We start from the raw sequence: 22,663 nt of genomic DNA on the forward strand, positions 1-22,663 counted from the left end.
AATGACTGAAGCTGCACATTTTCCTCTGGCTGCGGTGGTCGGTGCCGATGACCTGAAACTGGCATTGTGCCTGACTGCAATCGATCCGAAGATCGGTGGTGTCCTGATCGAAGGTCCGCGCGGCATGGCCAAAAGTACGCTGGCCCGTGGCCTGGCGGACCTGCTCGGCGAAGGACCATTCGTGACCCTGCCCTTGGGCGCGACAGAGGAGCGACTGGTCGGTACGCTCGATCTGGATGCCGCACTCGGCCAAGGACGCGCGCAGTTTTCACCGGGTGTTCTGGCCAAGGCCGACGGTGGCGTGCTCTATGTCGATGAAGTCAACCTGCTGGCCGACCATCTGGTCGACCTGTTGCTGGATGTCGCCGCCAGTGGCACCAACCGTATCGAACGTGACGGTATCTCTCACCGCCACAGTGCCCGCTTCGTGTTGATTGGCACCATGAACCCGGAAGAGGGCGAACTGCGGCCACAGTTGCTTGACCGTTTCGGATTGAATGTGGCCCTGGAGGGCCAGCCGCTGCCGCAAGCGCGTGGGCAGATCATTCGCCGGCGACTGGCGTTCGACAGCGACCCAGTTGCGTTCTGTGCGCAATGGGAGGAGGCGCAAGCCGCGTTACGACTGCGCTGTCATGAAGCACGTGAACGCTTGTCCGCTATTGCCCTGGACGATCAAGCCCTGGTGAACATTACCGAGCGCTGTTTTGCCGCGGGCGTCGATGGTCTGCGTGCCGATCTGGTCTGGTTACGTGCCGCGCGCGCCCATGCAGCGTGGCGTGGCGCTCAGCACATCAGCGAACAGGATATCGATGCTGTGGCGGAATTTGCCTTGCGCCATCGCCGTCGCGATCATGCGACCGATTCGCCGCAGCCACAGCCGCCCAAGTCGGCAGGCAGTAGCCAGGCACAAGCGCAGTCAGAGGGTCAGTGGGGGGAATTGCCACCGCAGGCAACCGCGACTGGCGTTCGACGCGAGGCGCCCAGCTGGCCAAAAAAGCCCTGAGCATCCGCCCGCCCAAGCATACCGTGGCGGATGCAAGGCCACATGCCGGTCGATTGAAGCGAGGTGAGCGGGGCGCAGCCGTTGCCAGCAGGCAGGGGCGCGTTGCCTGGCCTGCCACGCTGCTCAAAGGGCGCCCACGTCAGCGCTTGGACCTATGCTGGGTTCAGCGTAGCGCCTCACCTCATGAACTGTGGGTGGTAATCGTCGATGCCTCGGCTTCAACTCGCCGCTACAAGGCGTTGAGCCATGCCAAAGGCTTGTTGGCCGAGTTCTTCGATCAGGCCTATCGGCAACGGGCGCGGCTGGCACTGTTGACGGCCAGCGGCAAAGAGCCACGGTGGCAGCGTCAGGGGTTAAAAGCGTCGAGGGCGCTTGGCCCCTGGCTGGAAGCGCTGGGCGCTGGCGGTGGTACACCCTTGCTGGCGGCGCTGGAACAGGCCAGGCAGTGGTTGTTGCAGCGGGCCAAGCGTTACCCGGACGAACAGCGACGTTGCCTGATTCTGACCGACGGACGGCTTAGCGCCTGGCCAGTGTTGCAAGCGTTACCCTGCACCAGTCTGTTGATTGACATGGAAATGGCGCCAATACGCTTGGGGCGCGCTCGTCTGATGGCCGAACAACTACAGGCCGACTATCAACATATCGAGCAGTTCAAACCGTTATAGACTGGCCAATTAAGTGATGGCACTGATAATGCGGTTTGATATCACTGTTATATAGGCGCGCAATAAGTTCCTGCGTGGAAGTGCGTCAGAGTGACGCACTTCCACATTGGCCATACTGCTTATTCAGGCATCGACCACGGTTGTAGGTCGTAGCCTTTTTCGCTCAATTCGGCCCGCACTTCTTCAATGAAATGCGCCAGTTGCGCCGGGTCGGAATAGGTGCTGCTCGAGACTTGCTTGCTGCCGATACGGGTGCTGGTCCGGTCGATCACCGCCAGGCTCAGCTCGCCTGTACCGTTAGGTGAATCCCACGTTACGCATTGGAAGGGTTCAAACGCGTGAGTGGTGATTAGCAGTGCTTCGTTGACACGCAGCGAGGCGTTCATCGGGTCAGGTCCTCTCGTAATACCCAAACATTCATGGAAACCGCTACAGCGGTGAGTTACTTGTACTGATGCGCGCAAGGCTTGTTCGAGTCACATGGCTTATTAAAAAAAATCAGCGCATCACGCTAACGTGTTGTTTCGCGTGTGTCGTTGGATATTCGGCGGCATAAAAAATTCCAAGCATCGCTTTATTGCCAGCAGCTGATAGACAAACGGTAGTGGGAACTTGACGGTTCGTTGCTACTGTTACAAACGGACCTGCCAACATGCTGTTTTCACTGACTTTCCCAATAATTGGCGTCAAGGATCGTTCATGTTCGAGCCCGCTCTGAGTCGCCGCCTGCTGATTGTTGATCCCTGCGACGACTGCCATCGCCTGCTACCCGGGTTGCGAAGTGTAGGCTGGGATGTCGATAGCTGTACGTTGGCGGCGGCCTCCGAGCAGCGCTGCGATGTGGGCTTGTTGCGCTTGCAGCCGTCGCATCTGCAGCACCCGGATGCCGTGAAGGATTTGATTAGCCGCAGCGGTACTGAATGGATTGCCGTGCTCAGCGCCGAAGAGTTGCGTGCGCAGAATGTGGGTGATTTTGTCTGTGAGTGGTTTTTTGACTTTCACACCCTGCCGTTTGACGTTTCTCGTGTCCAGGTCACGCTAGGTCGCGCCTTTGGCATGGCCCGCCTGCGTGGCAAAGGCACTGTGCATGTGGAGGAGTCCGGGCATGAGTTGCTCGGCGACAGCTACCCGATACGTGAGTTGCGCAAGTTACTCAGCAAGCTTGCGCCCACGGAGTCGCCGGTATTGATCCGTGGTGAAAGCGGCACGGGCAAGGAACTGGTTGCGCGTACCTTGCATCGGCTATCCCAGCGTCGGGACAATCCCTTTGTGGCGATCAATTGCGGAGCGATCCCGGAGCACCTGATCCAGTCAGAGCTGTTCGGTCACGAGAAAGGCGCTTTTACCGGCGCCCATCAGCGTAAGGTCGGCCGGATTGAGGCGGCTAATACCGGGACGCTGTTTCTCGACGAGATCGGCGACCTGCCGTTGGAGCTGCAGGCCAATCTGCTGCGCTTTCTTCAGGAAAAGCATATCGAGCGGGTCGGTGGCAGTCAGCCAATTCCTGTGGATGTAAGGGTCTTGGCAGCGACCCACGTGGATCTGGAATCGGCGATCACCCGTGGACGGTTCCGGGAGGACCTGTACTATCGGCTCAATGTGCTGCAGGTCGTCACGGCGCCCCTGCGTGACCGGCATGGCGATCTGTCGATGCTGGCCAATCATTTTTCCCATTTTTATAGCCAGGAAACCGGCCGTCGCCCGCGCTCGTTCAGCGAGGATGCCTTGGCGGCCATGGGCAGGCACGATTGGCCGGGAAATGTGCGCGAGTTAGCCAACCGTGTGCGTCGAGGCCTGGTGCTGGCCGAAGGGCGGCAGATCGAAGCGCAGGACCTGGGCCTGCACGGGCTTGCCCTTGAGGTGGTTCCGATAGGTACGCTAGAGGACTACAAGCAGCGTGCAGAGCGTCAGGCGCTGTGCGACGTGCTCAATCGTCACAGCGATAACCTGAGTGTTGCTGCGCGCGTGCTTGGCGTTTCACGCCCCACCTTCTATCGGCTGTTGCACAAGCATCAGATTCGCTGACGGATCGCCACTGAGCATTGCCAGTTCTCCGAACGACGCCGAGGCATCGATGTAACGCATCGCGGACTTGGCGTCCTTCCAGCCGACATGACTCATCAATGCCTTCAGGTCCCAGCCGCTGGCGGTCGCCCAGGTGGCGAAGCCGCGACGCAGCGAGTGGCCGGTGTAAAGCGCCGCGGGAACACCGCTGCGCTCGAAAATACGACGTAACAGGCCAATCAGGCTGTTGCTGTTGAGCGCGTGCTCGCCGAGGTTTCCCCACCGGTCAAGTTTGCGGAACACCGGGCCGTAGGCAATCCCCGCAACCTCCAGCCAGCGCAGATAGGCTTGAACCGGGCAGAGCACCTTCAGTGCCGGCGCCTTATGGTGAACACCCAAAGCCTGGCGGTCGGCTTTGCTTTGCGGCAAGTAGATCGACAGGCCGACACCTGCTTGCGCCTGAATGTGTTCGATGCGCAAACGTGCCAGTTCGTCCCCTCGAAAACCTTTCCAGAAGCCGAGTAGCAGCAGTGCGCTGTCGCGGCGAGCGCGTAACAGCCCGGGCATGTCCTGGCAGTGTTGCGCGTGCGTGGCCTCGCGCTCCAGGTGCGCGACCGCACCTTGCAGGTGTTGCAGCAGCAGGGGAGCTGCCTGCCTGGGCTGCGCGGGGTGCAGGCTGCGGATGCCTTTGATCATTTGGCGCACCAGCGGCGCTTTGGTCGGATCGGCAAAGCCCTGGCTGGCATGCCATTGCCCTAGCGCGGCAAGGCGTTGCTTGAGTGTGTTGATCGAGTGCTCGCCCGCGTAGTCGGCCAGATAGCGGGCAATGCTTTCGGCGGTCGCCGGGAGAAAGCCGCCCCAGGTCACCTCGAAGTGTTCTACCGCAGCACGATAGCTACGCCGTGTGTTCTCGCGCACGGCGGCCTGTAGATAGCGATCGACGTTGTTCATTGCCCTTTCCTTGCGAATGCGTACTGCCTGACGAGCTTCAGGTACGCATTCTAGCGTCTAAGATGCGATAAGCCTTGATTATTTAATCTTAGAATTTTGGTTTTTAAGTAATTTCCGAGGTAGTATCTGATATGTAATTACATGGTACGTACCACAATACGAAATCGTAGGAGCACCCATGGCCCGAGGCGGGATCAACAAGGCAGTCGTTCAGAAAGCCAGGCAAGCACTGCTGGCCAGGGGCGAGCATCCAAGTATCGATGCGGTACGTATCGAGCTGGGCAATACCGGTTCGAAAACCACAATTCACCGCTACCTGAAAGAGCTCGAGGCGCAGCAACCGGCCACGGTCGCCAGCACGCACTCGCTAAGCGATGCACTGAGCCATTTGGTTGGCCAACTGGCTGAGCAGTTGCGCGAAGAGGCTGACTGCCGGGTAGGCGATGCCTGCGCCGTGTTCGAGGAAGAGAAACAGACATTGCTGGCGCAGTTGCAGCTCAGCCAGCAGGCCCTTGCGGCGCTGCAGCAACAGCAGCAGATTCAGGCTGCCGCGCTGGCCAGCGAATCCGCCGAACTGGCGACCACCCGCAGTGCCTTGCAGACCGAGCAGACCCGTAATGCCACACTGAATCAGGCCGTAGGTGAACTGCAGGTGCGTTTGGCGGACAAAGACGAGCAGATCCAGTCGCTCGAAGATAAACATCGGCATGCCCGTGATGCCTTGGAGCACTACCGCACGGCGAGCCGTGAACAGCGCGAGCAGGACCAACGCCGTCATGAGGGCCAACTGCAGCAGGTGCAGATGGAGATTCGCCAGTTACAACAGAGCCTGATCGTCAAACAGGACGAGTTGACACGCCTGAATCGCGACAATGAGCGCCTGCTCGTTGAAGCTAGGCAACTACAGCGCGAACGTATGGCATTGCAGGATCAGCATGAACAGCAGCAACAGCAGCTCCAGGCGCTTAATGCCAGCCTCGCGCAGTCACAAGGGGCGCGTGAAGAGTTGCTTCGACAGGCCCAGGCACAGGCCCAGCAGTTGGAAGAAAGCCGCTTGCAACAGGTGCTGCTGGTACAGCGCAGCGAGCACCTGGAAGCGGCTTTAGGCGAGCGTGAAGCTGCACTGAGGCAGCTACATGCAGCCGATCAGCCTATCGAAGATCGGCCGCACAACGACCTGTCACTGCACGACGCCTCAACTTCCAACCGTGGTGAAGATACCGTTGATCGGTGACACATTGCCCCCATACGGCACCGTGGTGCCGGCTGCCAGGGCGATGCTGGCCCATACCCGCTGCATGCTCACATAGCTGGCCAGTCAGTCGACTCGTCGACCAGTGGCTTCAATGGCCGCTCAGCCGCATGAGCGAGCAGGCTCATGCCTAGAGACACAATCACGATGACCGATTTCAAACGTCGCGCCATTTCGCCACTCCTTCCTTGTTCACGAATGGGGTCAAAGTAGGCGCTGCGCGAAGAGGTCGTCTACTGACAGAAATACCAGGGGGGGGAGGGAAATGGTGGTTTGAAGAGGGCCTACGACAGAGGTCGAGCGACGGATTGCTGGAACCGCTGGCCGTTCGCATGACAGAATATGTGACTGCATAACGTTTGCTGAAGGCTCCACTCCCAGGACTGGTACCTTCCCGAAAGGATGGTAATACATGACTGATTTACTGACCCGACGCCAGGTTGTCGCCGGGATCAGCCTGCTGGGCCTGGGTGCTCTCGTAGGTTGTGATAGCTCTGGTGGCTTGTCGTTCAAACACGGTAAAGACATGAGCAATCAGATCCTCGGGCGCTCATTCAAGCTGAAAGACCCTCAAGGCAATGAAACAACCCTGTCGAGTTTCCGTGGCTCGATGCCCATGGTGTTCTTCGGCTTTACCCAATGCCCGGCGATTTGCCCGACGACGCTGGCACGTGCGGTGCAGATCAAGAAACTGATGGGCAAGGATGCCGATTTTCTTCAGGTGATCTTCATTACGCTCGACCCCGAGCGCGACACGCCGCAGGTGCTCGATGCTTATGTAAAAGCCTTCGACCCTTCGTTCGTCGCATTGTCTGGCACGCTGGAAGAGACTGCACAGACCGCCAAGGAGTTTGGCGTGTTCTACGAGAAAGTCCCTAGCGGCGAGACCTACACGTTGTCCCATACGGCAACCAGTTTTGTTTATGACTCCCGAGGCGTGCTACGTCTTGGCCTGTCGCATTCCCTGACGGCAAAGGAATGTGCAGAAGACCTGCTTACTGTTATGGAGGTATGTTGATGCGTTCCACATTCGCTGGCGCGATGGTAGTCAAGCCACTCAACCGCGCCTTGGCGCTGTTCATGCTGCTGGGCGCAACTTTGCCTGCGGTAGCGCAAACCGTCGTTGATGACGCCTGGGTACGGGCCACGGTTCCTCATCAGGCAGCAACCGGAGCATTCATGAAAGTGACTGCCGACAGTGACAGCACGTTGCTCAGCGTTGAGTCCCCGGTGGCCAAGACCGTGCAGATCCATCAGTCGCAGATGAAAAACGACGTCATGAGCATGCAGCCCGTGACGTCGGTGGCGCTGCCGGCAGGAACAGCCGTTACGCTGGAGCCTGCTGGCTACCATGTGATGCTGATCGACCTGGTCAAGCAGATCAAGGAAGGTGACGCGGTACCGCTGACGCTGGTGGTGAAAGATGCCAAGGGCCAGCTGCAACGCATCAACGTCAGCGCGCCGGCACGCGCACTGAACATGCCAGACCATGGCCACATGTCGGGTCACATGCACATGGAGTAATCCTGTTCCAACCGGGACGAGTCCGCGTCGTCCCGGTGCTTCAGAACGGTTCGCCGATGTATTTGAAGGGGTAGTCGATGTCCTTGTACCGGCCGATTCTGCGTTTTGGCAATTTGACCTTCGGCTGTTTGATTTCCTTGTAGGGGATTTGCGCAAGAAGGTGTGTCAGCAGGTTAAGCCGAACCCGCTTCTTGTCCTCCGACGGGGCAACGAACCACGGGGCCCATTGAGTGTCCGTTGCTTTGAACATCTCGTCCCGGGCACGTGTGTAGTCGTCCCAGCGATTGAAAGACAACACATCCATCGGCGACAACTTCCAGGTTTTTCGGCCATCGGTAATTCGTGCTCTGAGGCGACGCTCCTGTTCTTTGGGGCTCACCTCCAGCCAGTATTTGAGCAAGATGATGCCCGAGCGCACGATGTGCCGTTCAAACATTGGCGTCAGCTCAAGAAACGTGCGCACCTGGTCCTCGTCCGCAAACCCCATGACACGTTCGACACCTGCCCGGTTGTACCAACTGCGGTCGAAAATCACCACTTCACCACTGGCCGGGAAATGCGGCATATAGCGCTGCGAGTAGAGCTGGCTTTTTTCCCGCTCGGTAGGTGAGGGTAGTGCGATAACCCGAAAGACCCGCGGGCTGACACGCTCTGTCAATGCCTTGATGGTGCCGCCTTTGCCTGCGCCGTCGCGCCCTTCAAAAACCACCAGAACCTTTGCACCGGTCTCCACGACCCACTGCTGTAGCTTGACCAGCTCAACATGCAATGCCTTCAGTTGCTTTTCATAGGTCTTGCGGTCGAGCTTTTTTTGCGATTGCTTGGCAGGATTGCGCGCTGTAGATTTCTCGTTTTTCATCGTTGCTCCTTTGCGCTACGCAGCTCTATTGGAGTGAAGCGTAGCCACTGCCATCCGATATGCGCTGCCGATAGTCGGCGCCTGAACGGTATGTGTGCTCACTTCACTCAGGGTGTACGACGGACCAGGCGGGCCACCCACGGGTTGGCGCTCAGGCCATGCAACAGCACACTCAGCAGAACGGTACAAATGGCGGTGGCGACCAAGGTGCTGGTGGACGCCAGTGGGTAGTCAATGATCATCACCGCGAAGACAATTGTCGCCAGCCCTCGCGGGCCGAACCACGCCATGAACAGGCGCGTCTCAAGGTCGAAGCGCGTTCCCAGCAGGCACAACAACACGGGAAGCATACGTACGAGGGTCAAGCTGAGCAGGGCGTATAGCCAAATATCCCAGGTCAGGCTGCTCCACGCTTTCGGTATTACCACCGCACCAAATACGCCCCAGGTGAGCACCGAGAGCAGGCTGGCAAACTCTTCGCTGGCCTGAAGCAGGTGATGCTTCTGATCCTTGAACAGGTACCCGGCAAGCAGGCCGCCGACGAATGCGGCAATAAAGCCGCTGCCACCCAGCACTTGCGCCGTGGCAAAGCACAGCACCGCAAGCCCCGGCAGGGTGAGTTGCGACCATACCTGCATTTGCCACTGATGTTTCCAGGAGAGCTTTTGTAGTTGCCAGGCGATGAGCGTGAGAAGTACCCCGCTGAGCGCACCAATGCCCAGCTCTTCGGCGACCAGTTCCAGGGCAAGTAGAACCGGATGCTGCGCTTGTTCCTCAACCAGTAACGCCAGGAAAAGCAAAAGTACCGGTACGCAAATCCCATCGTTAAGGCCGCTTTCTACGTTAAGCCCCTCGCGCACGGGTTCGGCGACCTTCGGATTGGTGACGACGGCTTTTCCCAGCGCCGCGTCGGTAGGCGCGAGTAGGGTTGCCAGGATTGCAAGCTCTATCAGCCGTACCTGCGGGAAGACCCAGAGCCCCACCAACCAGCCCAGTACGATGGTCAGCGGCAGACCGATCAACAGCAGGCGTAACGGCAACCCCTCATGGGCGCGCAGTACCTTGAGGTTTGCATTGGCAGCATCGCTGAACAATACAATGGCCAAGGTCAATTCTGCCAATGCCCTGAGGCCATCCTTGTCTATCCGCGGCTGCAGAATGCCCAAGAGCGCAGGGCCGAGTACGATCCCCACGAGCATGAACACCAGGGGGCCATTGAACAGCCGCTTCTCGAAACGCCCGGCGAAAATGCTGTAAACCAGCAGGAAGGCTGTGAATAGCGCAAGGTTCTGGTACATGTGCGGTTACTGTGGCGATGGACAGGTACTGCGCCCGTCACTGGCTGCTTGTGTAATCAACGTTACCAGCGCTTGAACGTTATGCTGGTGCGCGGCAACCAAGTCCTCAATCGTTACCCCCGAGGCCGTTCTGAATACGCTCCGACAACTCAAGGAGGGCGTGTTGTCCCCTGTGGTCAACGCGCGAAGCCGCCATTTGGTCTCGAGCAAGGCGTATTGCCCAGGCACCGAGTCGAATCGCTGAACATCCAGCCTCAAGCCGATCTTGTGCGAGGCACCATTGCTGGGGAGCAAATCGACAAGCGCACTTTGCAGTTCGTCGGCGAGGCTCGCGCCCCACCATTCTGTCTCCAGAACGGCCAGGCCACTGTTGCCTTGGCGAACGACAATTTGCGGGCGGTCGACCTGCGGCGGCAGACTGAGCCGTTCAATCTGGATATCGAGGTGGCTGGAGCCCGATACGGCGGGGGCCTGGGTTGGTATCAGGGTGTGATAGTGAATCGGATCGCTGCGGCACGCTGTGAGCAACAGTGCCAAAGCGATCGACAATGGTTTGAGCGGTAGCCGCATGGTGCAAACTCCTGCAATCAGTTACGCGAGGGTTCCAGGTTTTCTGCGGGTGCATCCTTGGGTCTGCCGCGCAACAGCGACTCGGGATGACGCCCGAAATAGTCCGACAGCTCCCGCAGGGAGCGCGACATACGCCCCACGTCATCCAGGGTTTGCTTGAGCTGTTCTCGTTGTGGCGAGTCGTCGGCCAGGGTCGTATTTGCCGATTGCAGGGTTTTGCTGATTTCTTGCAATGTACCGTGAACACCCGGCAGCGTGTTGCTGTTGAACTGTTGCAGGCCCTTGCGCAGTTCCACCAGATTACTGTCCAGGTTGTTGGCGATGCGCTCCAGTGGAAGTTTGTCCAGCTTGTCGAGCATTGACTGAAATTTTTCCTGCAGTTGCTCCAGGCTTCCTGGCACCGTAGGCAAGCTGACGGGGCGCGCGCTTGGATCGAAGACCACCTTCTTCGCATCAGGGTAAAAATCCAGCGCAATATACAACTGCCCGGTCAGCAGATTGCCACTGCGCGCCTGAGCCCTGAGGCCATTGTCGATGAAGGTGCCGAACAGGCGTACGCTTGCCTGTTCGTCACTGGGATCATGCTTGAGCGCCTTGAGCATCTTGGCGTGAGCGGGCCCCAAGCGTTGCGGATAGATCACAATGCCAATGTTCGCCGGGAAGCTGTGACGCTGCTCATCGTAGTCCAGGTTGACCGAGACGACCTTGCCGATGTCGATGCCAAGAAACTCCACCGGAGCGCCGACTTTCAGGCCGCGCAGTGCTTCATCGAAACGCAGTGACAGGTACTGCGCCTTGCCGTTAGGTGGGGCGAGGGCGGTTTCCTGGTCGGCAAACAGTTCAAAGGGAGAATCCTCAAGTGCTGGCCGGTCGTCAGGGCTGTAGTCCGGTGCACGAAAGGCGATACCGCCGACCAACAAGGAAGACAACGATTCAGTGCTCACCGCAAACCCATTAGCGCTGAGTTCGACGTCGACGCCGCTGGCGTTCCAGAAACGGGTGTCATTGGTGACGAAGGCATCATTGGGCGCATGGACAAACACTTCAATGTCCACGCCCTTGCCATCGGGCGCCAGGGTGTAGGACACCACCTGGCCGACGGGAATCTTGCGGTAATACACAGGCGAGCCAATGCCAAGCGAACCCAGGTCAGGCGCGCGCAGTGTGAAACGCTTTCCCGGCTCGCCGTAGGTGATGGGAGGAGGCACCTCCAGGCCTTTGAACGCCTTGGATCGCCCCTCACCTTGACCGACATCGGCACCGATGAAGTCACCGGACAGCAGCGTGTCGATGCCAGAAACACCGCCGGCGCCGATGCGTGGACGCACGACCCAGAACTGCGAACCGGTGCGGGTAAAGTGTTCCGCCTGTTTATCCAGTTTCAGGGTTGCAGTCACATTTTTCTGGTCGCTGCTCAACTGGACGTCAGTGACTTGGCCAATCACGACGTTACGGTATTTCACCGGCGTTTTGTTGGCGGTCAGCCCCTCACCGGTCTTGAAGGTGACAGTAATGACAGGCCCTTGTTGCAGCCAGTTATGCACCACCAGGGAAATGCCCACCAGGACTGCAATGATCGGAACAATCCACACCACCGAAACACTGACGCGGCGGGTCTTGATGCTGGGCTGGCCGGGCATGGCTTGGCTATCAGGGGTTGCTGGCTTCATCCATGCGCTCCTCGGTTTTTTTGGGTTCCCAGATCAGACGCGGGTCGAAACTCATCGCCGAAAGCATGGTGAACACCACCACCAGGCCGAAGAAGAGAATTCCCGGGCGCGGTTCAATGTCGCCAAGTGCCTGAAACTTGACCAGTGCCGCCACCAGGGCGACCACGATGACGTCGAGCATTGACCAGTAGCCAATGACCTCGACGAAGCGATAGAGCTGCGCTCGCTCTCTGCGGGCCCAGTCACTCTGGCGTTGTACGGTGACCAATAGCAGGGTCAAGGCGACGAATTTGGTCGCGGGTACGGCGATACTGGCGATGAAGATAATCGAAGCAATGTCCCAGGCGCCGTGCCCCCAGAACTCGATGACACCACTCATGATCGTGCTGTCGGCACCACTGCCGAACAGGCTCGTGTTCATCACCGGTAAAAGGTTGGCAGGGATATAGAAGATCAAGGCGGCAAGCATATAGGCCCAGGTGCGGGCCAACGCATCAGGCTTGCGTACGTGCAGCGCCGCGCCGCAGCGAGGACAGGTGTGCGGGTGATCGGTCATGTCGCAAGCCATGCTGCACGCATGGCACAAGGCAAGGTTCAGCTCTGCGGCGAGTGCAGGCGTGCTCATGGCAACATCTCCCACAGTTCGCGAACATCGCGCCCGGCAACCCTTATGATCAGCAAGCTCAACACAGCGAGGGCAATCAGGCCTATACCGGGCAGCACATCCAACATGCCCGCCAGTTTGAAAACTGCGACCATCGCGCCAAGCAGGCACACCTCAAGCATGCTCCAAGGCCTCAAGGTCTCAAGCCAACGCATGCACAGCTTGAACGCGGGAGAGCGTTTGGTAGCCATTGCAAAGGTCAGCACCCAGATCAACAGCACGAGTTGAAAGAGCGGCGCGATGATGATGGCGATGGCTGCCACGAGTGCAATGAAGGTGATAGGCCCGTTACTCAAGGCCCGCACCGAATCCCAGAGGGTTGCGCTGTTGCTCAGGCCTTGCAGGCTGATACTCATGACCGGGTAGAAGTTGGCGAAAATCCATAGCACTGCCGCCGTAAGGCTCAACGCCAGCCGTTGCTGCAAGGTCATTCCGTTGTAGCGTTGAAGCACTGCGCCGCAACGCTGACACAAGGCTTTCTGATGTTTGGCAAGCGTGACTTTTTCGTACACGCAGTCACAGTGTTCGCAAATGATCAGACGATCAGTTTTCACCATGATCTGTGCTCTAGCAAAGGGCGAGGAACCGCTGTCACTAGCTCAATATAGAAGTGCGCTGCAATTGAGCAAATCCACCGGCGCGTTTTTAATCGCCAAGCGCTACTGTAGCCCCATAATTTTTCACTTTGCTGCCCGCTTGAGGTGGCAGCAGCAGGGGCGGAGTGCCCCCACTGCAAACGGGTGTTCAGAGATCAAACGTGATGCCGGTGTAGAGCGCACGCCCGTCGCCAGGTGAGTGCAGTGACGCATCGGCGCCATCCGGGTCGTACCAGACGTATTCGTAATAGCGGTTTGTCAGGTTCTTGAGCTGTACGTCGACGCTGACCGACTCGGCCACCTTGTAGACAGCACCAAGGTTCATCAACACATAACCGCCGTAGGTACCTTGGGTGTTCTGCCGTTCCAGGTAGTAATTGGTCTGTCCATTCATCCATGCCGTCAACTGCAGGGCAGGTGTAGCCTGGTAGCTGACGCCGGCGTTGTACAAATGATGCGGTACGTGGTCGATTTCCTGGCCTTTACTGTCAGGCAAGGTCGCACTGGGCTGCAGGATCTTTGAATATTGCCAGGCGTAGGCCATCCAGAAATCGATACGCTCATTGGGATACATGTTCACCTGCAGGTCGTATCCCCAGCGCCGGGTTTCACCAACGTTGTCCGATTCTCCGCTCGGGTCGTTGAGACGGCGGCTGACTTCACCAGTGGCCTCCTGTTGCCAATAGGCGATACGTCCATCGACCCAGTCACTCGGGTTGAATTTGACGCCGGTTTCCCAGCCCTCATTGATCGAGGGCTCCAGGTCGGTGGTACGCGGAGGAATCTTGTACGCGGCTGCGCCTGTACCCACCTGAAATGTACGCCCCCAGTTGGCATAAACGCTGGCCACTGCCCAGGGTGAGTAAACAATGCTGAGCTTGGGCTGTTTGATCAGCCCGTAGTCGTTGATGTCGTAATCCGTGCCGGTCATTTCATTGGTGAAATCACCCTGGATTTTATCGACCCGGTAGGCAGGGACGATTTTCAACGACTCGAACGGTTTGATCTCGGCCTGAACATAAGCACCGTACGTGTCAAAGTCGAATGCTTGATCCCGCGTCTGGGATTGGCGCACACGAGACTTGGTTTTGTAACGCTCACTCTTGTTCTGTTGCTGTTGCACATCTGCACCGCCTTCCAACGCAAAGTCATACAACCCGTTGACTTCAGGGCGCCAGGTCAGGGAGGTAAGGGCACCGTATTGGGTTTCATAGGTGTCGCGCTCCTGTTGGGAGCTGGTGCGCCAGTACTGTGTCCAGCGACGGTCATCGTAGGTATTGACGTAGGTTTTAGCCGACCAGGCCAGGCTGTCGGTCAGCTCGGTATCGAAATGCAGGCTGACCTGGTTCATCCGCCGCGTGCCCTTGTCCGTCGCGTTGTAGCTGTTGGTCATAGTGGGATGATGGCGGGCGTCATCTTCTGTCAGGTAGCCGGGCTCCTGAGCTTCGGTTTCATAGTGACGGGCAATCAGGCCTATACGGTAGCTGTCGTCGTCCGGGGTATAGAACCACTTGCCTGACATGGAATACCGGTCAGCCTCGGCATGGTCACGGTAGCCATCGGCTTTCTGGTAGGCAATGAAGTAGTTTTGAGTCCAGTTGCTGCTTTCGATGCCCTTGGCCAATTGGGTCTCTTGGGTATTGAAGCTGCCATAGCGGACCCTGGCCTTGGTGTAGTCACCGCTGGTATGGGTCAACATGTTCACATTGCCTGCGATGTTGTTCAGACCGTAACGCGCATCACTGGTGCCGCGCACCACCTCGATGCTGTCGAGTTCGAGGGGGAAAATCATGTCCATATACGGCATGTTGCCGTCGTTGCTGTTGCTCGGAATGCCATCAATCAACAACTTGACGGCATTCACTTCGCCTTCACCGTTGAAGCCTCGGAAAGAAATTTTCCCCGAGGTAGTGCCTTGGTTGAACTCGGTGAGCATCACCCCCGGTGCGCGGCTGAACAGCTCCCAGCTGTAGTTGACTGGCATTTTTTCGAGGATATCGCCCCCAAGAATATCGACAGAGCTGACTACGCTGCTGGTTGCCAAGGGGCCTGCTGCTGCACCTGAAACAGTGACAGTGCCAAGGGTGAGTGTGGAGTCTTCGCTGCTTGAGGTTGCTGCAACGGCGATTGAAAGTGGATCAAATGCAGACAGGCTGGCGCTGAGCAAGGCAAGAAACGAGTGGGAAACAACGCGTTGTTTTACACGCGGCAAACTACATGGAGCAGGCATAACGCATACGTCCTGATAACCAAGAAAACTCAATCGTGCCAATGGGCGGTGCGAAATCGCCCAGGGCCCGGCAATAAATGCCTTGCCAGATACGGTCTGGAAGGACTGGACTTAGTGATCAGGCAACAGGAGAGGCGCGGGGGTTGAGACGTGGCCAGAGCCGGCGGGGAGACGATGGTGGAAGCACCGGATTACGCAGTTCGGCATCGACAGCGAACAATCCAAAGACATGCCGAACGTATGGCGAAGGCAACGCAGCCTGGCCATTGTGGCCACAGCAGCAATCGCCATGCTGCATACTGATTTTCAGTGACGCGGGTGCATGCGTATCGATCAGTTTGTCGAGCGCAGGCACGCGAGGGGTAGAAGGGTTTGCGGAGCAGAAACCGCCCCACAGCGGCAACTGCACATCTTGCGTCTGTAGCGCACGGCCTATGGGCATGGTCAGCAGGTTGAACAGCACAGCCAGGCAGGCAATCCAGGGGCTTATGCGTTTCAACGAGGCCATTAGGGGAAGGGCTGAGTTATGAAGCCACTATTTAGCCGCAGTGGGGCGCAGATGTAAAAGCGCGTCAGTGTGCCATTTTGTCACATCCGGCGTGAGTGTATTCGGCCACTCCTGGCAACGGCGCGGCGAGCGGCTGGGACAGACGTTCTCTACCATAAAGCGCCAGTGCGACCATCAACGTACTTAGCCAGACAAATATCCCCGACCAAAAGGTATGGGACATAAAGTGCCAGCCTTGCAGCACCCGCGTCGTGCCGAAGACAAAACCAAGCAATAGCGCCCCCATCAACACCTTTCTAGTGTGTTGCCAACGGTAGCGTCGCGCAATGAAGTACAGGGCCAGCATACTGAAGCCACCGGAAGCATGACCCCCTGGCCAACATCTTCCAGGGCCTGCCTTTTGCCACAAAGAGAAGTTATGGAACCACTCCACGCGAATTTCCTTGCCGCCATACAGTGTGGTTTCTACGGGGCAATACACGCCCGTGTGGCTTTTCAGGTAGTGGATAACACCCGTGCTCAGAGAAAAGGCCAATACGACAAACAGAAAATCGCGGCGATAACGGGTGGTAAAGCGCAACACGGGCGCGATACGGGCGGCTTCCAGGGCAGTTGTGACCCGCGATTGGGGATGAGGGGCGAGGCGAGGCCAGATAAACGACAGCAGCGAGCCGATGATCGCTATTTCACCTGTCCAGTCCGGGATTACCCGGGCCCATTTATGAGTGATCTTTTCAAACAGTGTGTTGTGTTCAAGTGGAAACACGCCGGTGACGGGGTCATAGAGCAGATCGCTGAATAAATGGTCAAGGTCTGCCAGGTCGAACAGGACAAACACCGCCAACGCAAACAACAGGACATAACCCACGTTCACCCGATAAAACGCTTCACGCGATATGGCCTGCATTGTTAGTTCACCGCTTGCTGTGCGACTTTCTGCCACTCATCAGCTGAAATGCTACCGAGAATTCGTGGCAGGCCTTTGTCACTGACTGAAACAAACAACGCCTGTGCATAGGCAATCGAGCGTTCGCCGCCCGGCACATTCTGCTCACGTTCAAACTGATCGATACAGCCACTGTGAGTCACCAGCACCAGATTCCGATTGGGCGTCTTGTGCTCAAGCACATTGTTGGCAAACCCCTTGTCGCAGAGCTTCAACCAGTCTTGACTGGCGACCGCATTACCGACAATCCAATCAGCTGTCTGCTGTGTCCTTAGCAAAGGACTGGCGAAAATATCGGTTTGCGCAAGACCAAACGATTTGAGTCCCTTGCCGACCTGTGCAGCGGCCTGGCTACCATTGATGGTAATCCCCTCGGGCGCAGCAAGGCAGGGCGCCTTTGAGCGATCGCAGCGTTCCGCGTGGCGTATCAGTACAACAACTTCGCCTTTTTTCCAGCCCTCATAAACGCCGGCTTTGGCCATCGCACCGCTGGCGCTGAGGTCCGGCACATGCGGCCATGCCATGAACCAGACGGCAAGCGCCCCCAGTACAGCTGCCACCGCAAGGCCAGCGGCAAGTTTGAGAGGGCGCGCGTACTTGTGGCGTAGCGCAAGCGGAAGAGCTTCTGCCCGGCCAATCACTGCGTGCAGCATCATGCAACTCCAGTGCAATATTTTTGAGGGGGCTGCGGCAAAGCACCGCGAAAGAGCGTTGTGCGCAGAAGATAGCGACGCGGGAGGAAATGACTCGTCAAACGGGTGTGAAGGGCGTGTGAAAACGGCTAAGGGTCAGTAGCCGTCAAGCATCTGGCAATTCATCCGCGCGTCCCCACCCGGCAGGCCCGGGCAGGGAACACAAGGGTAGTGTCACTGTGTGACAGAAAGAGGTGTTTTGGGGCAGGCCGTTCCAAGGCCGATCAACAGTGCGCGCCGTTTTGGTTTCAGATAGGGCTCAACCTGCGCCAGCACGCAGGGTTGCAGTGCGTTGAGTTCTGCCGGGAGTGGTGCCTGGACAAACAGCAACCCGGGGGCCTCGGTGCGTGCCAGCGCCTGCTCGGCACTTATCGTCGCAACTGGACGCCCCATGTAATAGACCAGGCGCATATCCGGGGGGAGCAGGCTGTAAGCAGGCAGTTCAGGATGGGCTGCAGCAGCGCTACTGATTTGTGGGAACCCAGCGATCCGATGCGCAAAGGCTCTGGACTCGAAGCCCATATAGAACACGGTAAAGCCCGCCAGCACGACTAGCGGCAGACCGATCATCAGCTTGCGCCAGGCATTGCCCACGCGCGACAACACCTCGCTCCACTGCCAGGCCAGCAGCAATGCAACCGCCGGATAGGTGGGTAGCAGGTACTTGGCGTGTTTTTCGGTAAACAGTGAGAAGAGGACCAAGGGCAGCACACTGCAGCAAAACAGCAGCATCAGCTCGGGGCGTTCGCGAAGGCTGCGCCACAGTTGGCGCGGCTGAACCAGCAACACCAGCCAGAATGGAAAGAAGTCGCCAGCCAGGTACAACAGGTAGGCATACCAGGACTCAGCCCCCTGACCGGAGATTTTTTTGACAATATCTTCATTCAGAATGCCGGCCCAAATGCTCCAGCCCTCCTGCAGCGAAACAGCCAGGTACCAGGAACTACCGATTGCCAAGGCGATCAGCCAGCCCCATCCATCACACAGGTAAGCCTTGGCCTTTGCCGAGCGCGTAATGAGTGCAAATGCCAAAACAGGCGCAGTCACCCACAGTAAGCAAACCGGCCCCTTGGTCAGCAGCGCACAACCCAATAGGGCGTAGCTGAGCCATACCCAGCCCCGACGACCTTCATAAAACAGGTACTGCCAGGCGGCAAGCAGGGCCATGAAACATAGGCCCGTAAGTGTCATTTCAATTTCTGCGCGGCGCGCGAAGAGGCTGAAGCCGGCATTGGCAGCAAGAAAAATCAACGCGAACAAACCAACCTGACGCCCCGCCAGGCGCACTCCCTGCCAGTAAACAAGGCCGCAGCCAAGCGCGGCAAACAGGGCTGACGGCAGGCGCAGGCTCCATTCGCTCAGTGCCCCCAGCATTTGAGAGGACATCAGCGTCAACCAGTAGAAGAGCGGCGGCTTGGAGAGGTACAGATCACCGTTCATATACGGCAAAAGCCATTGACCGGTTTCCAGCATCTCTCGAGAAGTCACGGCACGGCGTGCCTCGTTCACACTCAAGAGCGGTATGCTACCCAAGCCCCAGAACAGCAATAACAAGACCAGCATTAAAGCGATGATGGTGAAGGCGCGTGTTGCGTTGCCGGCAGCAAACTTCATGTGCAACCCCCTCAAACAGCCGCGTCAGGTGTATTTACTGTTTCTTGAACTGGTAAAACAGGTTCGGCTCACTGACCACATACAGGTTGCCATCACTGTCCATCGTCATGCCTTCGGCCTGAGGTGCGCTCTGCTTCATGTCGCTAATACCACCGCGCAGTGAACGAGTGCTGACAAAATTCCCGTCCTGATCCAGTTCGGTGATGGACTTCGATTGATCACTCAGAATCAGCATGTGGCCAGTGGCAGCGTCGTAGTAGCCATCCGACAAATCCCTGGCAAAGACACTGCGATCGACCCACGAAGTAAGGTCAGCCACTTTGATCTTCAGTGGCGCCTCTATCGAATTAATCATCCCGCTGACTTCAAACAGCTGACGTGGATCCCGCTCCTTGATGGCGAACAACCGGTCATGTTCAGCATCGTAGGTCACACCCTCAAACCCTTTGTTTGTATTGGTAAGATTGATCGCCAGGCTGATGAATTGAGTGTCATCGGCTTTGATCGGGCGAACCTCTGTCGGCAGGGTGACCACATTGAGTCGTTGCAGGTCTTCGTCAGCTACCACCACACGGCCGTGACCCAGGTAGGCCAAGCCTTCGGTGTCTTTAAAACCCTCCAGCGGGTAGCGACTGACGATATCGCCAGCCTTGCTCAGTACCAACAACTCCATTGGCGTGTTGTTAGTGATGGCCAGCAGGCGATTCTGATCGTAGTCGTACGTGATGGCTGAGAGATTCCTCAGCGTGCTTTCCACCACCTTTCCATCAATGACCACCTTGTAGTCAGGTAACCAGATGTTCTGACCAGGCGCCGTGTCTCCTGCCCAGGCAGTGCGTAATTGAGCGTAGATCTGCTGATGTATGAAATAGCGTGAGGATGCGGTATAGGCCAACACGAGCACGATCAACAATATCGCTGCGCCAATCCACTTCGGTGTAGCGAGAACCGGTAGCCCACGCGCTGTTTTCCCTGCAACTGAAATCACTGCATCAATCTCCAGGCAATACGAGGTAACCAGGCCGCTGACGGCCTGGTGATCAAATCAAGGAATTACAGGGGGCTGGTGTGCCAGCTGAAGCGGTACACGTTGGTTGGCGGTGCCGGGCGGCAACTACCGTTATCGGCGTCGGCACCGACCAGGAACCACTGCGCGCGTGACGTTTCGCCTAATTTACGAGCCTTGTCTGCCTGGAAGCAGCGCTCAAGTTCACTGGCGGGTACCAGTGCATAGGCCTTGGGATGCTCATGCAACCATAAGGCAGCCTGGTCGATCTTCGATCCGCTAAGGAAGCCAAAGTGGATAATCGGCTGCTTCGCGAACAACCAGTGCCCTTCGCGCCAATTGACAAGCACCAGATCGGCACCTTGGGTCAGTGCGGCGGTCTCGTTCATCAGCGTTTCATGTGGATTGCGACCTTCCTTGTGAGCTTCGACAAAACCGCGAGCAAACCAGAGGCAGAACCACAGGATCGCTACTGCTGTGAAAATCTTGCGCCCCATGGGGCGCTGGCCGAACCAGCGGCGAAGCAACCAAGGCACCAAGGGGGCAGCAACCAAGGCCAGGCCTGGCAGCGCCGGGTAGATGTACAACTTGCGTTTGCCGGTGCTCAAGCAGAAGAACAGCACCACGAGAATGACCCAGCCCAGCAATACCAGCACACGCCCGTCGTGCTTGAGCAGTTGCCGGCGCCACGCCGGTACCAGCCAGGGCAAGGCGAGGAACATCGGCAGCCAATACTGCGGGATTACCTTGACGAAAAAGTACCAGAACGGTTCACGGTGATCCCATGCACTGGCGTAGCGATGAGCGGTTTGGCGTAACAGAATTTCCTTGATATAGGCCAGCTCTGCAGCATTGCCGCTCGACAGCGCCGTTACCACCAAAGGTACTAGCCAGACTGCAATGGCCAGCAGCATGACCATCAACCCCAGCCACCAGCGTCGCCCTTGCCCAGGCATGGCAACCACACCCTTCCAGCCCTTGCTGACGGCATAGGCGTAGGGGATCAACATGAGCGCGGGGACAAAGCCGACCCCTTTACTGATCACCCCGAAGCCCATCGCCGCACAGCCCAGGTAGAACCAGCCCCAGGCGGGACCAAGCAAAAGATGACGAACCAGGCCGTACATGCCCAGCGCCACCCACAAGCATAAAAAGCTGTCGATCTGGCCAGTACGCAGAATACTGTAGGTCTGGTAGGTGGCAAGGAAGAGCAGGGCAGCAATGCGGCCGACGCGGCGGTTCCACAAACGACGCCCGAGATCATGCAGCACTACCGTGGCGGTGACCGCCGAAAGTAGCCCGGGCAAGTACAATGCGACCTTTGGCAGGCCTGTCAACCAGGTGAAGAACGCAACCGCCCACATGAACAACGGCGGTTTATCTGGATAGATTTCAGCGGCACGATGTGGAATGAACCAGGAACCGCTTTGCAGCATTTCCAGAGCCACACCAAGAAAGCGCTCTTCGTCGACATTCATTGGTTGACGCAAGCCGAGGCCGGCGCCCACCAGTACAAGGGCTAGCAGGGCAAACGCGAGGCGTTCAGTCCTGTGGGAGGTGAACATACGCACCAGGCTTATTCCTTAAGCGTTTTGTTACGGGCAATCAGCTGCAGATTGCGCAAGTAGACGATGAAGCCGAAGGCTTGACCGGCGATGAAAACCGGGTCTTGCCGGTAGATCGCATACACCAGCAGCAGTGCACTGCCAAGAATGCTCAAGTACCAGAACCCCACAGGAATCAGGCTGCGTTTTTTGACTTCGCTATAGATCCACTGAAGCAAAAAGCGCCCGGTAAAGACAGCCTGCCCGGTAAACCCCAGTATGAGCCAGAGTGTTTCCCGAGTAATGTTCATACATCCACCTCTTGGGGGGTGGCGTCGAAACGGGTACGGCGGATTAGCCACCAGACACCCAGCAGGTCAAGAATCCCCACCAGTGCACGGTCCAGGTTGCCGTACTTCGAGGTCCCGGCCTGGCGATGGCGGTGATTGACTGGATGCACCAGCATTCGGCATTTATTGCGCTGGATAAGTGCTGGCAGGTAACGGTGCATATGATCGAAGTAGGGCAGGCGCAAGAACGCTGCCCGCTCTATCAGCTTGAGCCCGCAACCGGTGTCTGGCGTAGCGTCCTTGAGCATGCGGCTGCGCAGGCCATTGGCGAATCGCGAAGCCCAGCGCTTGCTGGCCGTATCACGACGGTTCACCCGGTGTCCTGCGACGAGTTTGATGCCGTCGGCATCGCCTTCACTGCCACGAACCAATGCGATCATGCTTGGGATATCGGCGGGGTCATTCTGGCCGTCGCCGTCGAGCGTCACCAGCCAGTGCCCATGCGCGGCCTGGGCGGCGTTATAGATCGAAGTGCTCTGCCCGAGCGAACGCGCCTGATGCAAGATTCTCAACTGATCGAAACCGCCGCTTTTCAGGTTGCGCAGTTTTTCCAGCGTGTTGTCGGTACTACCATCGTCGACCACGATAATCTCGTACGCTTCGCCATCGAGAGCTGCACGTATCTCGTGCAGCAAAGGTGGTAGATTTGCCGCTTCATTCTTTGCTGGAATCAGCACAGAGATGTAAATGTTCTTGCTCATGACGCTCCCGCAACTA

At 57.8% G+C, this 22,663-nt stretch carries 25 protein-coding genes; 6 read left to right on the forward strand and 19 right to left on the reverse strand.

The features are described from left to right. Position 1: 1 nt before the first annotated feature. Together CS390_RS12625 and CS390_RS12630 are read left to right on the forward strand one after the other, a co-directional pair. Positions 2-1,003 (forward strand): ATP-binding protein, encoded by a 1,002-nt coding sequence (locus CS390_RS12625; protein WP_065758420.1) that lies wholly within the window; start codon positions 2-4, stop codon positions 1,001-1,003. A gap of 53 nt (positions 1,004-1,056) precedes the next feature. Next, the gene (locus CS390_RS12630; protein WP_371918198.1) at positions 1,057-1,668 is read left to right on the forward strand and encodes a VWA domain-containing protein; all 612 of its coding nucleotides are present in this window, start codon (positions 1,057-1,059) and stop codon (positions 1,666-1,668) included. Positions 1,669-1,787: 119 nt separating this feature from the next. Here the strand turns inward: CS390_RS12630 and CS390_RS12635 are convergent, their stop codons facing one another. Beyond that, entirely contained in the window at positions 1,788-2,054 is a 267-nt protein-coding gene (locus CS390_RS12635) for a DUF3509 domain-containing protein (RefSeq protein ID WP_065758421.1), read from the reverse strand. A gap of 112 nt (positions 2,055-2,166) precedes the next feature. Then, positions 2,167-2,358, reverse strand: coding sequence for a hypothetical protein (locus tag CS390_RS24965; RefSeq protein WP_145991786.1), 192 nt, complete (start codon positions 2,356-2,358; stop codon positions 2,167-2,169). Between the two features lie 9 nt (positions 2,359-2,367). On the opposite strand from CS390_RS24965, the gene CS390_RS12640 reads away from it, so the two are divergent. Next, on the forward strand, positions 2,368-3,693 hold the full coding sequence (locus CS390_RS12640) for a sigma-54 dependent transcriptional regulator (protein WP_099774782.1): 1,326 nt from the start codon (positions 2,368-2,370) through the stop codon (positions 3,691-3,693). Here CS390_RS12640 and CS390_RS12645 read toward each other — a convergent pair. Continuing rightward, entirely contained in the window at positions 3,646-4,623 is a 978-nt protein-coding gene (locus CS390_RS12645; RefSeq protein WP_099774784.1) for a site-specific integrase, read from the reverse strand. The two genes, CS390_RS12640 and CS390_RS12645, sit on opposite strands and share 48 nt — an antisense overlap. A gap of 178 nt (positions 4,624-4,801) precedes the next feature. On the opposite strand from CS390_RS12645, the gene CS390_RS12650 reads away from it, so the two are divergent. Next, a complete protein-coding gene (locus CS390_RS12650) occupies positions 4,802-5,857 on the forward strand; it encodes a DNA-binding protein (protein WP_099774786.1) in 1,056 nt (351 codons plus the stop codon). A gap of 68 nt (positions 5,858-5,925) precedes the next feature. Here CS390_RS12650 and CS390_RS25340 read toward each other — a convergent pair whose 3' ends face one another. Beyond that, complete coding sequence (locus CS390_RS25340) at positions 5,926-6,048, reverse strand: hypothetical protein (protein WP_256587477.1); 123 nt, start codon at positions 6,046-6,048, stop codon at positions 5,926-5,928. Positions 6,049-6,287: 239 nt separating this feature from the next. On the opposite strand from CS390_RS25340, the gene CS390_RS12655 reads away from it, so the two are divergent. Beyond that, a complete protein-coding gene (locus CS390_RS12655; protein WP_099774788.1) occupies positions 6,288-6,893 on the forward strand; it encodes an SCO family protein in 606 nt (201 codons plus the stop codon). Positions 6,894-6,916: 23 nt separating this feature from the next. Further along, positions 6,917-7,399, forward strand: a complete 483-nt coding sequence (locus CS390_RS12660) for a copper chaperone PCu(A)C (RefSeq protein ID WP_065757796.1) — start codon at positions 6,917-6,919, stop codon at positions 7,397-7,399. A gap of 40 nt (positions 7,400-7,439) precedes the next feature. On the opposite strand, the gene ppk2 is transcribed toward CS390_RS12660, so the two are convergent. The 15 genes from ppk2 to CS390_RS12735 all read right to left on the reverse strand — a co-directional run bounded on the left by ppk2 (position 7,440) and on the right by CS390_RS12735 (position 22,647). Further along, on the reverse strand, positions 7,440-8,258 hold the full coding sequence (gene ppk2, locus CS390_RS12665; RefSeq protein WP_099774790.1) for a polyphosphate kinase 2: 819 nt from the start codon (positions 8,256-8,258) through the stop codon (positions 7,440-7,442). Between the two features lie 107 nt (positions 8,259-8,365). After that, on the reverse strand, positions 8,366-9,556 hold the full coding sequence (locus CS390_RS12670; protein ID WP_065757780.1) for a sodium:proton antiporter: 1,191 nt from the start codon (positions 9,554-9,556) through the stop codon (positions 8,366-8,368). A 6-nt stretch (positions 9,557-9,562) separates the two neighbouring features. Beyond that, positions 9,563-10,126, reverse strand: a complete 564-nt coding sequence (locus CS390_RS12675; RefSeq protein WP_099774792.1) for a membrane integrity-associated transporter subunit PqiC — start codon at positions 10,124-10,126, stop codon at positions 9,563-9,565. 17 nt (positions 10,127-10,143) lie between these two features. Beyond that, complete coding sequence (locus tag CS390_RS12680; RefSeq protein ID WP_099774794.1) at positions 10,144-11,796, reverse strand: intermembrane transport protein PqiB; 1,653 nt, start codon at positions 11,794-11,796, stop codon at positions 10,144-10,146. Further along, positions 11,777-12,421: a paraquat-inducible protein A gene (locus CS390_RS12685; RefSeq protein WP_065757777.1), complete on the reverse strand. Its 645-nt coding sequence runs from the start codon at positions 12,419-12,421 to the stop codon at positions 11,777-11,779. The genes CS390_RS12680 and CS390_RS12685 overlap by 20 nt, the downstream gene beginning before the upstream one ends. Then, positions 12,418-13,017: a paraquat-inducible protein A gene (locus CS390_RS12690; protein WP_099774796.1), complete on the reverse strand. Its 600-nt coding sequence runs from the start codon at positions 13,015-13,017 to the stop codon at positions 12,418-12,420. The genes CS390_RS12685 and CS390_RS12690 overlap by 4 nt, the downstream gene beginning before the upstream one ends. A gap of 187 nt (positions 13,018-13,204) precedes the next feature. Then, positions 13,205-15,286, reverse strand: a complete 2,082-nt coding sequence (locus tag CS390_RS12695) for a TonB-dependent receptor (RefSeq protein WP_099774798.1) — start codon at positions 15,284-15,286, stop codon at positions 13,205-13,207. A gap of 118 nt (positions 15,287-15,404) precedes the next feature. Then, positions 15,405-15,794, reverse strand: a complete 390-nt coding sequence (locus CS390_RS12700; protein WP_099774800.1) for a DUF2946 domain-containing protein — start codon at positions 15,792-15,794, stop codon at positions 15,405-15,407. A gap of 64 nt (positions 15,795-15,858) precedes the next feature. Next, the gene (locus CS390_RS12705; RefSeq protein WP_099774802.1) at positions 15,859-16,701 is read right to left on the reverse strand and encodes a phosphatase PAP2 family protein; all 843 of its coding nucleotides are present in this window, start codon (positions 16,699-16,701) and stop codon (positions 15,859-15,861) included. Between the two features lie 2 nt (positions 16,702-16,703). Beyond that, positions 16,704-17,396, reverse strand: coding sequence for a histidine phosphatase family protein (locus CS390_RS12710; RefSeq protein WP_256587478.1), 693 nt, complete (start codon positions 17,394-17,396; stop codon positions 16,704-16,706). A gap of 210 nt (positions 17,397-17,606) precedes the next feature. After that, complete coding sequence (locus tag CS390_RS12715) at positions 17,607-19,046, reverse strand: glycosyltransferase family 39 protein (RefSeq protein ID WP_099774806.1); 1,440 nt, start codon at positions 19,044-19,046, stop codon at positions 17,607-17,609. Between the two features lie 34 nt (positions 19,047-19,080). Then, complete coding sequence (locus CS390_RS12720; RefSeq protein WP_371918262.1) at positions 19,081-19,962, reverse strand: SdiA-regulated domain-containing protein; 882 nt, start codon at positions 19,960-19,962, stop codon at positions 19,081-19,083. Between the two features lie 137 nt (positions 19,963-20,099). Continuing rightward, on the reverse strand, positions 20,100-21,617 hold the full coding sequence (locus CS390_RS12725; RefSeq protein WP_256587632.1) for a glycosyltransferase family 39 protein: 1,518 nt from the start codon (positions 21,615-21,617) through the stop codon (positions 20,100-20,102). Positions 21,618-21,628: 11 nt separating this feature from the next. Next, positions 21,629-21,907, reverse strand: a complete 279-nt coding sequence (locus tag CS390_RS12730; RefSeq protein WP_099774808.1) for a lipid-A-disaccharide synthase N-terminal domain-containing protein — start codon at positions 21,905-21,907, stop codon at positions 21,629-21,631. Further along, positions 21,904-22,647 (reverse strand): glycosyltransferase family 2 protein, encoded by a 744-nt coding sequence (locus tag CS390_RS12735; protein WP_099774809.1) that lies wholly within the window; start codon positions 22,645-22,647, stop codon positions 21,904-21,906. The genes CS390_RS12730 and CS390_RS12735 overlap by 4 nt, the downstream gene beginning before the upstream one ends. Between the last annotated feature and the right edge of the window lie 16 nt (positions 22,648-22,663).

The organism is Pseudomonas sp. HLS-6, assembly GCF_002753995.1.
Taxonomy (GTDB): Bacteria; Pseudomonadota; Gammaproteobacteria; order Pseudomonadales; family Pseudomonadaceae; genus Aquipseudomonas; species Aquipseudomonas defluvii.

Excerpts from the sequence above, each read along its gene's own strand:
- CS390_RS12625 (WP_065758420.1), top strand. The coding sequence starts at position 2 with ATGACTGAAGCTGCACATTTTCCTCTGGCTGCGGTGGTCGGTGCCGAT.
- CS390_RS12635 (WP_065758421.1), bottom strand. The coding sequence starts at position 2,054 with ATGAACGCCTCGCTGCGTGTCAACGAAGCACTGCTAATCACCACTCAC.
- CS390_RS12640 (WP_099774782.1), top strand. The coding sequence starts at position 2,368 with ATGTTCGAGCCCGCTCTGAGTCGCCGCCTGCTGATTGTTGATCCCTGC.
- CS390_RS12645 (WP_099774784.1), bottom strand. The coding sequence starts at position 4,623 with ATGAACAACGTCGATCGCTATCTACAGGCCGCCGTGCGCGAGAACACA.
- CS390_RS12650 (WP_099774786.1), top strand. The coding sequence starts at position 4,802 with ATGGCCCGAGGCGGGATCAACAAGGCAGTCGTTCAGAAAGCCAGGCAA.
- CS390_RS25340 (WP_256587477.1), bottom strand. The coding sequence starts at position 6,048 with ATGGCGCGACGTTTGAAATCGGTCATCGTGATTGTGTCTCTAGGCATG.
- CS390_RS12655 (WP_099774788.1), top strand. The coding sequence starts at position 6,288 with ATGACTGATTTACTGACCCGACGCCAGGTTGTCGCCGGGATCAGCCTG.
- CS390_RS12660 (WP_065757796.1), top strand. The coding sequence starts at position 6,917 with ATGGTAGTCAAGCCACTCAACCGCGCCTTGGCGCTGTTCATGCTGCTG.
- ppk2 (WP_099774790.1), bottom strand. The coding sequence starts at position 8,258 with ATGAAAAACGAGAAATCTACAGCGCGCAATCCTGCCAAGCAATCGCAA.
- CS390_RS12670 (WP_065757780.1), bottom strand. The coding sequence starts at position 9,556 with ATGTACCAGAACCTTGCGCTATTCACAGCCTTCCTGCTGGTTTACAGC.
- CS390_RS12675 (WP_099774792.1), bottom strand. The coding sequence starts at position 10,126 with ATGCGGCTACCGCTCAAACCATTGTCGATCGCTTTGGCACTGTTGCTC.
- CS390_RS12680 (WP_099774794.1), bottom strand. The coding sequence starts at position 11,796 with ATGAAGCCAGCAACCCCTGATAGCCAAGCCATGCCCGGCCAGCCCAGC.
- CS390_RS12685 (WP_065757777.1), bottom strand. The coding sequence starts at position 12,421 with ATGAGCACGCCTGCACTCGCCGCAGAGCTGAACCTTGCCTTGTGCCAT.
- CS390_RS12690 (WP_099774796.1), bottom strand. The coding sequence starts at position 13,017 with ATGGTGAAAACTGATCGTCTGATCATTTGCGAACACTGTGACTGCGTG.
- CS390_RS12695 (WP_099774798.1), bottom strand. The coding sequence starts at position 15,286 with ATGCCTGCTCCATGTAGTTTGCCGCGTGTAAAACAACGCGTTGTTTCC.
- CS390_RS12700 (WP_099774800.1), bottom strand. The coding sequence starts at position 15,794 with ATGGCCTCGTTGAAACGCATAAGCCCCTGGATTGCCTGCCTGGCTGTG.
- CS390_RS12705 (WP_099774802.1), bottom strand. The coding sequence starts at position 16,701 with ATGCAGGCCATATCGCGTGAAGCGTTTTATCGGGTGAACGTGGGTTAT.
- CS390_RS12710 (WP_256587478.1), bottom strand. The coding sequence starts at position 17,396 with ATGATGCTGCACGCAGTGATTGGCCGGGCAGAAGCTCTTCCGCTTGCG.
- CS390_RS12715 (WP_099774806.1), bottom strand. The coding sequence starts at position 19,046 with ATGAAGTTTGCTGCCGGCAACGCAACACGCGCCTTCACCATCATCGCT.
- CS390_RS12725 (WP_256587632.1), bottom strand. The coding sequence starts at position 21,617 with ATGTTCACCTCCCACAGGACTGAACGCCTCGCGTTTGCCCTGCTAGCC.
- CS390_RS12730 (WP_099774808.1), bottom strand. The coding sequence starts at position 21,907 with ATGAACATTACTCGGGAAACACTCTGGCTCATACTGGGGTTTACCGGG.
- CS390_RS12735 (WP_099774809.1), bottom strand. The coding sequence starts at position 22,647 with ATGAGCAAGAACATTTACATCTCTGTGCTGATTCCAGCAAAGAATGAA.